Origin of the sequence: Wenyingzhuangia gilva, from assembly GCF_030519655.1 — a bacterium.
In the GTDB taxonomy this organism is placed as follows: domain Bacteria; phylum Bacteroidota; class Bacteroidia; order Flavobacteriales; family Flavobacteriaceae; genus Wenyingzhuangia; species Wenyingzhuangia gilva.
Window position 1 is genome coordinate 90,357 of the sequence record NZ_JAUMIT010000002.1, and the last position, 14,460, is coordinate 104,816.

The window sequence follows — 14,460 nt, forward strand, 5'->3', positions numbered from 1 at the left end:
GTATATAATGACAGACTTAATGGTTTATTGTGTGTGATTTATTTTGATTCTAAATATTCTAAACTAGCGTTTACAAAGTCTTTAAATAAAGGATGAGGATTTAGTACCGTACTTTTGTATTCTGGGTGATATTGAACAGCTACAAACCAAGGATGAGATGGAATTTCTACCACTTCTACCAATCCTGTTTTAGGATTGACACCTGTAGCTTTCATTCCAGCAGCTTCTATTTGTGCTTTATAGTCACTGTTAAATTCATATCTATGACGATGTCTTTCAGAAATATTTTCCTTTTCGTAGGCGTGGAATGCTTTAGAATCTTTTTCTAATACACAGTCCCAAGCACCTAAACGCATGGTACCTCCCATATCCGTAACCTCCTTTTGATCTTCCATCAAGTTGATCACAGGATATTTTACGTTTTCATCCATTTCGGTAGAATTAGCATTTTCTAAACCTAATACGTTTCTAGCAAATTCAATTACAGCCATTTGCATTCCCAAACAAATTCCCATAAAAGGAATGTTATTTTCACGAGCATAACGAATGGTTTCAATTTTTCCTTCGGTACCACGGTTTCCAAAACCAGGAGCGACCATAATTCCGCCAAGACCATGTAATTTTCTAGCTACATTGTCTTTGGTAATATCTTCAGAGTGAATCCACTCAACTTTTACTTTAATTCTTTGAGAAGAACCAGCGTGTATAAAAGCTTCTGCAATAGATTTATATGCATCTTGTAATTCAACATATTTCCCAATAACTCCAATTTTAACTTTGTGTAATGGATTTTTGTGTTTTTCAACAAATTTATTCCACTCAATTAATTTAGGTTCTTTGGTGCTTGTTAATGCTAGTTTTTTCATCACCACCCTGTCCAAACCTTCATGTAACATCATGTTTGGTACATCGTAAATGGTTTCAGCATCTAAAGAAGAAATTACTTCTTCTTTTTTTACATTACAGAACAAAGCTAGTTTGCGTTTGATGTCTTCAGAAATAAAATGTTCTGATCTACAAACTAAAATATCGGGATTTAAACCGTTTTGCATCATCATTTTTACAGAATGTTGCGTAGGTTTTGTTTTTAATTCTCCTGCAGCAGCCAAATAAGGAATTAACGTTAAATGAACAACAACGGAATTGTTATCCCCTAATTCCCATGTTAATTGACGTACAGATTCTACGTATGGTAAAGATTCAATATCTCCCACAGTACCACCAAGTTCCGTAATGATGACATCGTAATCCCCAGTTTCACCTAAAATTTGGATACGTTCTTTAATTTCATTGGTGATATGAGGAACTACTTGAACAGTTTTACCTAAAAACTCTCCTCTACGTTCTTTATCAATCACAGATTGATATACTCTACCAGTAGTTACATTGTTTGCTTGAGATGTATTTACATCCAAAAAACGTTCATAATGTCCAAGATCTAAATCTGTTTCTGCTCCATCATCGGTTACAAAACATTCTCCATGTTCGTATGGATTTAAAGTACCTGGGTCTATATTAATGTAAGGGTCGAACTTTTGTATTGTAACTCTGTATCCTCTTTCTTGTAGTAATTTAGCTAAAGAAGCAGCAATAATTCCTTTACCTAAAGATGAAGTAACACCACCGGTTACAAAAACATATTTCGTATTTGCCATTCGTATTTTGTTTGTGCAAAAGTACAAACTTCTGTAGAAATAGAAGTATAATTTTATAGACTATATCTAAGTAATTGTATATCTTTTTGATAAGTTCTTAAGTGATAGATATAATGGTGTTTTTAGGACTTGCGAAAAAACTTTAATTTTTCAATAAAAAACATTTGTAATTCTTAAATAATCATTTATATTTGCACACGCTTTGGGAAACCCTATAAGTGTCCAAGTAAACAGCAATAAACAAACGACGTAAGATATAATACAATGAAAAGAACGTATCAACCATCGAATAGAAAAAGAAGAAACAAACACGGTTTCAGAGAGAGAATGGCTTCAGCTAATGGACGTAAAGTCTTAGCTAGAAGAAGAGCTAAAGGTAGAGCAAGCACAACTGTTTCTTCGTCTCCAAGACATAAGAAATAATGATGCATTCATTATAATATATCAGGTGTTACTTTTAAGTAACACCTTTTTTTTGAAATTTTTTTTTAGAATCTAGTTCAACCAAAGATAATCAGATTGTTATCTTTGTCTTAAAATTAAACGTATGCCTAAAAATCCTAAAATCAAATCGGTTTTAATTATTGGTTCAGGACCTATCGTAATTGGTCAAGCTTGTGAGTTTGATTATTCTGGGTCTCAATCCATCCGTTCATTAAAAGAAGAAGGAATTGAAGTCACTTTAATCAATTCTAACCCTGCAACCATTATGACCGATCCGTCATTAGCAGATAACGTGTACTTAAAGCCTTTAACGACTAAGTCAATTAGAGAAATTTTAGAAGCACATCCAAACATTGATGCTGTATTACCTACTATGGGAGGTCAAACAGCATTAAACTTGTGTATTGAAGCTGATGAAAAGGGGATATGGGAAGATTATAATGTAGAAATGATTGGAGTAGATATTGCTGCCATCAATATTACAGAAGATAGAGAACAGTTCCGTGAATTAATGGGAAAAATAGGTGTTAACATGGCACCTCAGGCAACAGCAACATCATTCTTAAAAGGAAAAGAAATTGCTCAAAAATTTGGTTTTCCATTATGTATTAGATCTTCGTTCACTTTAGGTGGAGCAGGAGCTTCTATTGTATATAAAGAAGAAGATTTTGATGATTTGTTGGCTACAGGATTAGAAATTTCTCCAATCCATGAGGTGATGATTGACAAAGCCATGATGGGATGGAAAGAATACGAATTAGAATTATTACGTGATGGAAACGATAACGTGGTAATTGTTTGTTCTATTGAGAATATGGATCCTATGGGAATTCACACAGGAGATTCTATCACTGTTGCACCAGCAATGACTTTAAGTGATAGTACTTTCCAAAAAATGCGTGATATGGCCATTAAGATGATGCGTTCTATTGGAGATTTTGAAGGAGGATGTAATGTACAGTTTGCGGTATCTCCAGATGAAAAAGAAGATATTATTGCTATTGAAATCAATCCACGTGTTTCTCGTTCTTCTGCATTGGCATCAAAAGCAACAGGATATCCAATTGCAAAAATTGCAACTAAACTAGCTCTAGGTTATAACTTAGATGAGTTGAATAACCAAGTTACGGGAAACACATCAGCATTATTTGAGCCAACTTTAGATTATGTAATCGTAAAAATACCTCGTTTTAACTTTGATAAGTTTGAAGGATGTGATAGAACTTTAGGATTACAAATGAAAGCGGTTGGTGAAGTAATGGGAATTGGACGTTCTTTCCAAGAAGCATTACACAAAGCAACACAGTCTTTAGAAATTAAACGTAACGGTTTAGGAGCAGATGGTAAAGAAGAAACTCACTACGATACCATTATTTCTAAATTAACACACGCTTCTTGGGATAGAGTATTTACAATCTATGATGCAATTAAAGCAGGAATTTCGTTAAAGAAAATTTACGACATCACTAAAATAGACATGTGGTACTTAAAGCAATACGAAGAATTGTTTGCTTTAGAAAAAGAAATTTCAACTTATAAATTAGATACTTTACCAAAAGCATTATTGCTAGAGGCAAAACAAAAAGGGTATGGTGACAGACAGATTGCTCATATGTTAAAATGTTTAGAGTCTGAAGTATATAACAAACGTGAGGAGTTAAATATTAACCGTGTTTATAAGTTAGTAGATACTTGTGCTGCAGAATTTGCTGCCTCTACACCTTATTACTACTCAACTTTTGAAAACACCATGACTTTGGCAAATGGTCAACCATATGCCGATAATGAATCTGTAGTTACAGATAAGAAAAAAGTAGTGGTTTTAGGATCAGGACCTAACCGTATTGGTCAAGGAATTGAGTTTGACTACTGTTGTGTACATGGAGTTTTGGCTGCTAAAGAAGCAGGATATGAAACTATTATGATTAACTGTAACCCAGAAACGGTGTCTACCGATTTTGATACAGCTGATAAATTATATTTTGAGCCAGTATTCTGGGAACATATTTATGACATTATTCGTCATGAAAAACCTGAAGGAGTGATTGTTCAGTTAGGAGGACAAACAGCCTTAAAGTTGGCAGAAAAATTAGAGGCTTATGGAATTAAAATCATGGGAACTAGTTTTGAAGCTTTAGATTTAGCAGAAGATAGAGGACGTTTTTCTGATATGTTAACTTCTTTAGACATTCCTTTCCCTAAATTTGGAATTGCAACAAATGCTGACGAAGCTTTAGATATTGCAGATCATTTAGATTTCCCGATCTTGGTTCGTCCTTCTTATGTATTAGGAGGTCAAGGGATGAAAATTGTTATTAACAAAGAAGAATTAGAAGAACACGTAGTAAGTTTATTGCGTTCTATTCCTGGAAACAAATTGTTGTTAGATCATTATTTAGATGGGGCTATAGAAGCAGAAGCAGATGCTATTTGTGATGCAGACGGAAATGTTTACATCATTGGTATTATGGAGCACATTGAACCTTGTGGAGTACACTCTGGAGATTCAAACGCTACCTTGCCACCATTTAACTTAGGAGAGTTTGTGATTCAACAAATTAAAGATCACACTAAGAATATTGCTATCGCATTAAAAACGGTTGGATTGATTAACATTCAGTTTGCCATTAAAGACGATACGGTTTACATTATTGAAGCAAACCCAAGAGCTTCACGTACCGTTCCTTTTATAGCAAAAGCATATGGAGAACCTTATGTAAATTATGCAACAAAAGTGATGTTAGGCGTAAATAAAGTAACAGACTTTACTTTTAATCCTCAGTTAAAAGGATTTGCGATTAAACAACCAGTATTCTCTTTTAATAAGTTCCCTAATGTTGATAAAAAATTAGGACCAGAAATGAAATCAACTGGAGAGTCAATTTTGTTTATTGATGATTTAAAAGACGACACTTTTTACGAGTTATACTCTAGAAGAAAAATGTACTTAAATAAATAATTTAAGATTATCTAATATAAATAAAAAAGAGCCACTCAATGAGTGGCTCTTTTATTTAGTACCATTTTCTAGATTGATTTTAAGTTTTAAAGCCAATCCATTTTGAACTTCTTGTTTGATAAGGTTTGGAATGTTGATATTGTAATCATTAGGGCTTAAGCGATAACTAATTTGTAAGGTGTAATTACCATTATAATTGTTAAAAAAGCCTCCTTTAAGGGTGATAATCTGTGCAGCACCATTCATGTTTACATAACTTTTAAATCTAATATCAGTATTTGTATTCTTAAATAGACTGCTTTTAAAAATAGAAGTACTAGGGATTTTTAAAAAATCATTTATTTGTTGAATAGGAACTATTTTTTCAAGTTGATTTAAATTAAAGGAATAATGATACCCTTTGATAAATGGAGAAGACGTAATTGATCTTTTAATAGCCTCAAGATCGTTAATATCTTTCTTTTTTTGTTGTTGTTTTGTTTTTAAAAAGTTAATATCATTAGAGTTAAATGATGGATTACTATCCTTATTTATCACTTGCGCAGGTAATAAAGTAGTGTAGCAGATACTAAAGAATAGTATTAAAAATAAATGCTTTTTTGAAAAATTATTCAGGATAACCATCAGCAATCCATTTTTTGATCAAATCAATTGTTACCTGAGGTAGTTTACTTGCATTTCGGGGCATTTCCCCAAGTTCAATTTGTATTAAAGCACCATGGTTTTCAAATGCATCTTTAGTAAGTGCATAAGTTTCTAAACCAATTCCACTAGCAGGATTGGTTCCTTTATGGCACCCTGTGGTAGCACAACTATTATTCATAATGGGTTGAATGTCTTTTGTATAAGTGGTGGCTGGAATTGATTCAATACCATTTCCTGATAAATTTACATTTGCTAGTATCGTGTTTTCTGCTGTAATTGTAATGACATCATTATAGCTTTGTACTTTTGTTGGTGTAAAGTCAACAGTGATGGTTTTAGAGGCATTAACCGCTAATGAAAAAGATGTTGGATTGATAATAAATTGAGCAGAATTCTTGCTCAGTATGATGGAGTTTATATTTTGATTTCCTGTATTATTAATAGAAAAAGTCAATTGTTTTGTGTTGTTTGTTTGTACATCAGCAAAACTTAAAGATGTTTTACTACTTTGAATACTTGTAATAGGCATTGTAATAATTCCTTTACCAGTTACTTTTAACGAACCTAGAACGGTTTCTCCTAATTTTAAAGTAAAAGTGTCAGCGTAATTTTGATCTTGACCAGGACTAAAGGTTACTGTAAAAGTTTTAGATTCGTTCTCTGATAATGAAAATGTTGTAGGTGATACAGAAAAAATGGAATTTGAGTTTGTAATATTAGCATTGTTAATACTCGTGTTTCCGGTATTACTTACAGTAAAAGACAATTCAGAACTCGTATTTACTTCTGTATCAGAAAAAGGAATTGTTTTCAAGGAAGTGCTAATAGAGGTTGTAAACTCAATTTCCTCAGTTGAATCTGAACCACAAGAAATAAGCAATAAGAAAATAATAAGACAGAAGTATTGAATTACTTTTTTCATCATTTTGTTTTTTAAAAAATAATATTTAAGATAGTGATTTTTTAGTTAAAGATAAACTGTGAATATCTTTCTTCTAAACTAGTAAAAGTTTCTTTTATATTTGTTGTTCTTTGAACAATTAGACTTGTGATGTATTTCACAAATTATTGTCATTATTTTTGTTTAGAAAAACATCATAAATTCATCTTCATGAAAGTTTGTATTGCCGAAAAACCAAGTGTTGCTAAAGAAATTGCTGCTGTATTAGGAGCCAATATTCGTTGTGATGGCTATTTTGAAGGAAATGGTTATCAGGTGACATGGACTTTTGGGCATTTGTGTGGTTTATATGCTCCACATGAATACAAACCGCATTGGAAAAGTTGGAATTTAGATACGTTACCTATGCTTCCAGATCGATTTGAAGTTAAGGTGATGGAAGACAAAGGTGTGCAAAAACAGTTTAGAACTATTAAGTTTTTATTTGACAAAGCAGATGTAGTCATTAACTGTGGCGATGCGGGTCAAGAAGGAGAATTGATTCAAAGATGGGTAATTAATCAAGCAGGTTACAAAGGAAAGGTAGAACGTTTGTGGATTTCCTCATTAACTACAGAAGCCATTAAAGAAGGTTTTGAAAAATTGACTCCAGCAGAAAAATATGATAATTTGTATTATGCGGGAAGTTCAAGAGCTATTGGAGATTGGTTGTTGGGAATGAATGCGACTCGTTTGTATACTTTAAAATATGGTAGAGATCGTCAAGTACTTTCTGTTGGACGAGTACAAACACCAACTTTAGCCATGGTGGTAAAAAGATTTCTAGAAATACAAAATTTTAAACCACAACCTTACTGGGAAATTCAAACCACTTATAGGGATACCGTTTTTAACAATGAACAAGGACGTTATTTAAAAAAGGAAGATGGTGAACAAACTATGGAATTGATTAAAGATGAGCCTTTAGAAATTATCTCTGTAGAAAAAAAGAAAGGAAAAGAATACGCTCCAAAATTGTTCGATTTAACAGGGTTACAGGTTTATTGTAATCAGAAATTTGGGTTTACTGCTGATGAAACCTTAAAGTTAACACAAGGTTTGTATGAACAAAAAGTGGTAACGTATCCTCGTGTAGACACTACTTTTTTACCGAATGACATGTATCCAAAAGTAAGAGGTATCTTATCAAAATTGACTAAATACGCAGCTTTAACAGAACCTGTTTTAGCTGAACCAAAGATTAAAAAATCGACTAAGGTTTTTAATGATAAAAAAGTAACGGATCACCATGCTATTATTCCTACAGGAGTAGAAATTCCTTTGCATGCCAATGCACAAAAGGTGTACGATATTATTACTCGTAGGTTTATCGCAGTTTTTTATCCCGACAGTAATGTTTCTAATACCACAGTATTGGCCGAAGTGGCTAAAATAGGATTTAAAACTACAGGAAAAGAGGTGTTGTCTGAAGGTTGGCGAGTAGTGTTTAAAACTCCAGAACAAAACCAAGCAACAGCAAATAAAACCGATGAGGAAAACATCATGCCTACTTTTGTAAAAGGAGAATCTGGACCACACGATCCTTCTTTTTTAGAAAAAGAAACCAAACCTCCAAAACAATATACTGAAGCAACTTTGTTACGTGCTATGGAAACGGCTGGAAAGCAAGTAAAAGATGATGAGTTAAGAGATTTGATGAAAGAAAATGGTATTGGAAGACCTTCTACGAGAGCGAGTATTATTGAGACTTTATTTAAACGTAATTACATAGAACGTAATAAAAAACAGCTATTACCAACCTCTACAGGAATTCAATTGATTGCAACTATTCAGAATAGACTGTTAAAATCTGCCAGGTTAACTGGGGAATGGGAAAAGCAATTAAAAGATATTGAAAGAGGAACCTACCATGCAGGAACCTTTATTAAAAACATGAAAAAAATGGTAGATGATTTGGTGGTAGAAGTTCGCCTATCTAATCATAAACCTATTTTTATCGATCCCGTTTCTAAAAAAGACGAAAGTCCAGCTAAAAAAGAAGTCAAAGGTGTGGTAGGGTCTACTTGTCCTAAATGTAAAGAAGGACACTTGTTAAAAGGAAGCAAGGCTTATGGTTGTAGTAAATACAATGATAATTGTGATTTTGTGCTTCCCTTTGAATTTAAAGGAAAGAAAATTTCAGATAATCAAATATTACGATTGATTAGCAAAGGAAGTACAGTAAATTTAAAAGGATTTACATCGGAAGGAAGAACTGTGGATGGATCTGTAACTTTTAATGATGCTTATAAAATGATCTTAAAGACTAAAAAAGCAACTCATAAAACAATCAAAGTACCTGATGTTTTGACTTGTCCTAAATGTAAAAAAGGAACTGTGTTAAAAGGAAGTTCAGCTTATGGATGTTCAGAATATAAATCAGGATGTGATTTTAAAGTTGATTTTGCTACCATTAAAGAAAAAGCAGCAGGAAAAGAAATTACCAAAGCTTTGGTTTGGGAGATTTTAAATGATTGATGTTTTTTTTAAGATAGATTTCAATAGATTTGTTTTCTTCTTAATATTTTTAAATGAACCTTATACTCCATGAAATTTCAAAAGAAAACAAAAAAGTTTTTAAAACTTTTTTTGATAGGCATTACGAAGAGCTCGTAAAATTTGCCAATGGCTATCTTTTTGACAAGGATGCTAGTGAAGATATTGTTCAGGAAGTATTTATTTATATATGGGAAAACGCTTCTAAAATTAAAATAGAAACGTCCTTAAGAGGTTATGTGTTTACCATGGTTCGTAATCGATGTTACAATTTTTTAAAATCAATTAAAATAACAGAGAGCTATGAATATTTAGATTTTAACATTGGATTGGTTACAGAATATGTCTTTGATTCTACAAATGAAGATGAAAAAAAAATTGTATATCATCAAATGCTAAAAATTGTAGATGCTCTACCTGAAAGAATGCAGCAAGTTGTAAAACTTAAGTTTTTACAGAATTATAAATACTCTGAAATTGCAGATGAACTAGGGATTTCTATTAATACAGTTAAAACTCAATTAAAAAGAGCAAAAGAAATTATTTCTCAATCAATTACGATAATTGCTGTTTTGCTAGAAACGTATAAATAACCTTTTAAATAAATATAAAAAACACCAAAAAGGATGTTTTTTTAAATATTTATTAATTTTTTGTCACCCATTTTAAGTTATTGATTGTCGTATAGGTGTAGAAGGTTAAAAACAAAAAGGTGAAATTCAAAATTTTAATAAAAAAACTAAACAATAGTCTCACAAAAGAAGAAGAAATTATTTTTTCTGAGTGGTACAAATCTTCAAAACTTCACAGAGATTATTTTGATAGATTAAAAAATAATTTTGAAAAGGAATTAGATTTTATTGATGTAGAACAAGGTTGGATTTTACTTAACAAAAAATTAAATTCAAAACGAGTAATCAAAAAATACTTTAATTACGGAATTGCAGCTTCTATCGCAATTCTCCTTAGTCTTGTTTATGTTGTTTTTGAAAAACACAATCATCCAAAAGTAGAAATAGCGGTTAATAAAAATCAAAATAAAATTTTTCCAGGATCTGATAAAGCTATTTTAACCTTAGCAAATGGGGCTAACGTTGCTTTAGAAAAAGGAAATACCCATGTTTTAAACCATGCATCTAGCAATGGCTCCGAAATAATATACACCAACAAAAATAAAATTTCTCAAGAAGTTGTATATAACTATTTAACAATCCCAAGAGGAGGACAGTTTGTTCTTCAACTATCAGATGGAACCAAGGTGTGGTTAAATTCTGAAACAAAACTTAAGTACCCTGTAAACTTTATTAAAAATAAAGTACGTGAAGTTGAATTGGTTTATGGAGAAGCATATTTTGATGTTTCTCCCAGTTCAGAACACAATGGAGCTGGTTTTAAGGTCTTTCAAAATAATCAAGAAGTATCTGTTTTGGGTACAGAGTTTAATATAAAAGCTTATAAAGATGAAACTTTTATTTATACTACGCTTGTAGAAGGAAAAATATTTTTGCAAAACAACAAAAGCAAACAATATTTAACACCAAATGAACAAGCTATATTAAATTTAAACACTCAACAACTTTCAATTCAATCAAATATAGATACATATAATGAAGCCTCATGGAAAGATGGTGTGTTTAGCTTTGAAAACAAACCTTTAGAGGAGGTTATGAAAGTATTGTCTAGGTGGTATGATTTTGAAGTTATATTTGAAAACAAGGAAATACAAAAAGAAGAGTTTATAGGGGTCTTAATGAAAGACAGAAATATAGAAGACGTTCTTATTTCAATAAAAAGCTCAGGAATTATAAATAATTACAAATTTAATGATCATGTTTTGATACTCAAATAAAAATAAAAAGAGGGAGATATAGCTCAGATATTTAGCGGTTTCCTAACTATAGTCCCTCTATATACATTAATTAAACAAAGTCTAACTAATAACAACTAAATTATGAAAATTAATTTTATTAATTGTCGTTTTAAATTTTTAAAACGGCTTACTCTAACTATGATTAAAACTTTTTTAATTCTTTTTTGTTCAACAGTATTTGGATTAAATACAGAAATCACCTTTTCTCAAGAAAAGATAGAAATAAAGAAGAATCAATTAGTTTCTCCCAAGCAAGTATTTAAAATTATACAAAAACAAACAGATTACAGTTTTATATATCCTAAAGACCTATTTGATAACATTCCTAAAATTCAATTAAAAAAAGGAAAGGTTCAGGCTGCGGAGTTACTAGATCAAATTTTTACTCCCAATCATTTAAATTACGAGGTCACCAAAAGCAAAAGCATTATTATTAAAAGTTTTTTTAAACAAGAAAAAATAATAATTACTGGTAGAGTAGTTGATGAAAAAGGTTTTCCTTTAATAGGTGTAAACGTTCTAGAAAAAGGACAAAGCAATGGTACTATTACAGATTTTGAAGGAAATTATAGTATTAAAATAAATCCTGGTTCTACATTGGTCTATAATTTTGTAGGATATGTATCTGCCGAGAGAACATTTACTCAAAACACAACAATTAACATTGTTCTTAAAGAGGATACATTTTTATTAGATGATTTAGTGATTGTTGCTTACGGGGAGTCTAGCAAAAATAAAATTACAGGAGCTGTTCAAAAAGTAGATGCTGAAGAGTTAGAAGATATTCCAGTAGCTCAAGTAACACAAAAATTACAAGGGAAGTTATCAGGAGTGCAAATACTTCAAAACACAGGAACACCAGGTGGTGGAATGTCAGTAAGAATTAGAGGTCAGGCTTCTATTTCTGCAGGAAGTGATCCACTTTATGTAGTCGATGGTTTTCCTATTACTGGTGATATTGCCAATTTAAACCCAGATGAAATAGAAAATATTACGGTATTAAAAGACGCTTCATCAACAGCTTTGTATGGGTCTAGAGGAGCCAATGGAGTTATTTTAGTAACCACCAAAAGAGGAAAAGGAAAAAGCACCATGTCCTTAAGTGCTTATACAGGTATGCAACAAATTCCTGCTAAAGGAAGACCAGACATGCTTAACGCAACAGAATTTGCTCAATTTAAAAAAGAAATTTTTGAAGCAAGAGGACAAGCTGTTCCTGCTGCCTACCAAAACCCTGAACAATACGGAGAGGGAACAAATTGGTTTGATGCCATTACAAGAAACGCAATGATTCAAAACTATAGTTTATCTTATACCGGTGGTGGAGAAAAATTAAAAGCATCTGTAGTTGCTGGTTTTTTTAATCAAGAAGGTGTATTGTTAAATTCAGAATACAAGCGTTTTTCTTTACGTGCTAACTTAGATTATGAAGTTAATGATAAAGTTAAAGTAGGATTTAATGTTGCACCAAATTTTACAACCAGAAAGTCACCTCAATCAGATGGGGTTTGGTATGAAACCGGTGGAATTATTCAGGGAGCTATGTTAACCAACCCAATGTATAGTTATATTAATGATGATGGATCTTATCCATATGCTTTGCCAGGTTGGGATAATGAATTTTTTGTAAACGGTATTGTACCTATGCCTAACTGGTATCATCAAGTTCAAGCTGTAAAAAATAGAAATATCAATGTTGGAATCTTATCTAACGCGTTTTTAGAAGCTGAAATTATCCCTAATTTAACGTATAAAATTATGGCAGGGGTAGATTTAGGAAACTCTGTGAGTGATAGTTTTAGACCCTCAACAGCAGGTAATGTTTTTGACCCAGGTAATCCAAATGATGCCACAAGAATTTCAGGAGGACATGCAAATAGTTATGGGTACTCATGGGTGATGGAAAATACTTTAAATTATGATATAGATTTAGGAGATCACCAAGTTGAAGTATTGGCTGGTTACACCACGCAAGCCGCAAGAGGAGAAAGCGGGTCTTTTGGAGGAACAGGATATCCTGATAACAAAGTAGAAACATTAAATGCTGCAACTACAATTACAGGAGGAACAGATATCCAAGAATGGAGTTTAGCATCTCTTTTAGGTAGAGTTAATTATAGCTTTAAGGATAAGTATTTACTTTCTGCGGCATATAGATCTGATGGTTCTTCAAAATTTGGAAAACAAAATAGATGGGGGAACTTTCCTTCATTGTCTGCAGGATGGATTATCTCAAAAGAAAATTTCTTAAAAGACAAATCATCTATTTCTTTCTTAAAATTTAGAAGTAGTTACGGGCTTACAGGAAATAATAATATTGGAAACTATACCCAATACGCTTCTGTGGTTCCTACAAATTATCCAATAAACAATACGTTAAACGGAGGAAAAACGCTGGCTGGTTTAGACAACTCTGAACTAGGGTGGGAAAGAACTACTCAGCTAGATCTAGGACTTGAATTAGGTTTGTTTAATGATCGTATAAACTTTGCTTACGATTACTATGATAAACTTACCACAGATTTATTATATACTGTAGAAATTCCTATTTCTTCTGGATTTTATAATTACGCAACAAATATTGGTGATTTTAAATTTTGGGGACATGAATTTAGTTTAAATACCAAAAACTTTGTAGGAGATTTTAACTGGACTACAGATTTTAATATTTCGTTTAATAGAAATGAAGTTCAAAAACTAGGAGTAGATGACGCACCTGTTAGAGGGGAATATACCATTACTGAAGTAGGAAAACCTATGGGGCAACTTTATGGTCTTAAAGCAGATGGAATTTTTCAAAATCAAGATGAATTTGACGCTGGTCCTAAACACAATGGTGCTGCGGTAGGAACCATAAAGTTTGAAGATCAAGATGGAGATAATGTGATTAATAACGATGAGCGTGATTATACATATTTAGGAGATACCAATCCAGATTTTATATACGGATTTACGAATACTATTAAATATAAAAACTTCGATCTTACCGTAGTTGCACAAGGAGCGTATGGGAATAAAATAGTAAATGTAGCAGAAAGATTTACAGGAAACTTAGATGGATCTTTTAATGTAAATCGTGGCGTTTTAGATAGATGGAAGTCCGAAGCAAACCCTGGAAGCGGTAGATATGGAACTGTAGCAGCAGGAACAACAGGACCTGAAAGAGACTGGTTTCATTCTAAGTTAGTTTATGATGCTTCATATTTAACTATAAAAAACATTACTCTGGGATATACGGTACCGGTTTCTAAAGCTAACTTTTTATCCAATTTAAGAGTATATGCAAGTGTACAACAAGCATTTGTATTTTCTAGTTTCCCAGGAGCTAATCCAGAGGTTTCATCTGCAGGAGGTTTGTTTTCAGGTTCAGACAAAACAACTTACCCAGTTCCAAGAACATTTACAATAGGATTAAACCTATCGTTATAGAATTCTTGACTAATAATAAAAC

9 protein-coding genes are annotated in these 14,460 nt (G+C 32.1%); 6 read left to right on the forward strand and 3 right to left on the reverse strand.

Annotation, left to right across the window (positions count from 1 at the left end; translation table 11 throughout):
- Positions 1-38: 38 nt before the first annotated feature.
- Positions 39-1,655: a CTP synthase gene (locus tag QVZ41_RS05475; RefSeq protein WP_302883550.1), complete on the reverse strand. Its 1,617-nt coding sequence runs from the start codon at positions 1,653-1,655 to the stop codon at positions 39-41.
- A gap of 264 nt (positions 1,656-1,919) precedes the next feature.
- Between QVZ41_RS05475 and rpmH the strand changes: the two genes are divergently transcribed.
- Both rpmH and carB read left to right on the forward strand, forming a co-directional pair.
- The gene (gene rpmH, locus QVZ41_RS05480; RefSeq protein WP_073121092.1) at positions 1,920-2,078 is read left to right on the forward strand and encodes a 50S ribosomal protein L34; all 159 of its coding nucleotides are present in this window, start codon (positions 1,920-1,922) and stop codon (positions 2,076-2,078) included.
- 124 nt (positions 2,079-2,202) lie between these two features.
- Complete coding sequence (gene carB, locus QVZ41_RS05485; protein ID WP_302883551.1) at positions 2,203-5,058, forward strand: carbamoyl-phosphate synthase large subunit; 2,856 nt, start codon at positions 2,203-2,205, stop codon at positions 5,056-5,058.
- Positions 5,059-5,109: 51 nt separating this feature from the next.
- Here the strand turns inward: carB and QVZ41_RS05490 are convergent, their stop codons facing one another.
- Together QVZ41_RS05490 and QVZ41_RS05495 are read right to left on the reverse strand one after the other, a co-directional pair.
- Positions 5,110-5,682 (reverse strand): hypothetical protein, encoded by a 573-nt coding sequence (locus tag QVZ41_RS05490; RefSeq protein ID WP_302883552.1) that lies wholly within the window; start codon positions 5,680-5,682, stop codon positions 5,110-5,112.
- Entirely contained in the window at positions 5,666-6,625 is a 960-nt protein-coding gene (locus QVZ41_RS05495) for a choice-of-anchor D domain-containing protein (protein ID WP_302883553.1), read from the reverse strand. Before QVZ41_RS05495 ends, QVZ41_RS05490 begins: the two co-directional genes overlap by 17 nt.
- Positions 6,626-6,814: 189 nt before the next feature.
- Here QVZ41_RS05495 and QVZ41_RS05500 point away from each other — a divergent pair, with 189 nt between their 5' ends.
- The 4 genes from QVZ41_RS05500 to QVZ41_RS05515 all read left to right on the forward strand — a co-directional run bounded on the left by QVZ41_RS05500 (position 6,815) and on the right by QVZ41_RS05515 (position 14,438).
- On the forward strand, positions 6,815-9,121 hold the full coding sequence (locus QVZ41_RS05500; RefSeq protein ID WP_302883554.1) for a type IA DNA topoisomerase: 2,307 nt from the start codon (positions 6,815-6,817) through the stop codon (positions 9,119-9,121).
- A 53-nt stretch (positions 9,122-9,174) separates the two neighbouring features.
- Positions 9,175-9,732: an RNA polymerase sigma factor gene (locus tag QVZ41_RS05505; RefSeq protein WP_302883555.1), complete on the forward strand. Its 558-nt coding sequence runs from the start codon at positions 9,175-9,177 to the stop codon at positions 9,730-9,732.
- A gap of 119 nt (positions 9,733-9,851) precedes the next feature.
- Positions 9,852-10,988 (forward strand): FecR family protein, encoded by a 1,137-nt coding sequence (locus tag QVZ41_RS05510; RefSeq protein WP_302883556.1) that lies wholly within the window; start codon positions 9,852-9,854, stop codon positions 10,986-10,988.
- A gap of 159 nt (positions 10,989-11,147) precedes the next feature.
- Complete coding sequence (locus QVZ41_RS05515) at positions 11,148-14,438, forward strand: SusC/RagA family TonB-linked outer membrane protein (RefSeq protein ID WP_302883557.1); 3,291 nt, start codon at positions 11,148-11,150, stop codon at positions 14,436-14,438.
- Positions 14,439-14,460: the final 22 nt, after the last annotated feature.

Coding starts and splice junctions, on each gene's coding strand:
- rpmH (WP_073121092.1), top strand. CDS start 1,920: ATGAAAAGAACGTATCAACCATCGAATAGAAAAAGAAGAAACAAACAC.
- QVZ41_RS05500 (WP_302883554.1), top strand. CDS start 6,815: ATGAAAGTTTGTATTGCCGAAAAACCAAGTGTTGCTAAAGAAATTGCT.
- QVZ41_RS05505 (WP_302883555.1), top strand. CDS start 9,175: ATGAACCTTATACTCCATGAAATTTCAAAAGAAAACAAAAAAGTTTTT.
- QVZ41_RS05495 (WP_302883553.1), bottom strand. CDS start 6,625: ATGAAAAAAGTAATTCAATACTTCTGTCTTATTATTTTCTTATTGCTT.
- QVZ41_RS05515 (WP_302883557.1), top strand. CDS start 11,148: ATGATTAAAACTTTTTTAATTCTTTTTTGTTCAACAGTATTTGGATTA.
- QVZ41_RS05475 (WP_302883550.1), bottom strand. CDS start 1,655: ATGGCAAATACGAAATATGTTTTTGTAACCGGTGGTGTTACTTCATCT.
- carB (WP_302883551.1), top strand. CDS start 2,203: ATGCCTAAAAATCCTAAAATCAAATCGGTTTTAATTATTGGTTCAGGA.
- QVZ41_RS05490 (WP_302883552.1), bottom strand. CDS start 5,682: ATGGTTATCCTGAATAATTTTTCAAAAAAGCATTTATTTTTAATACTA.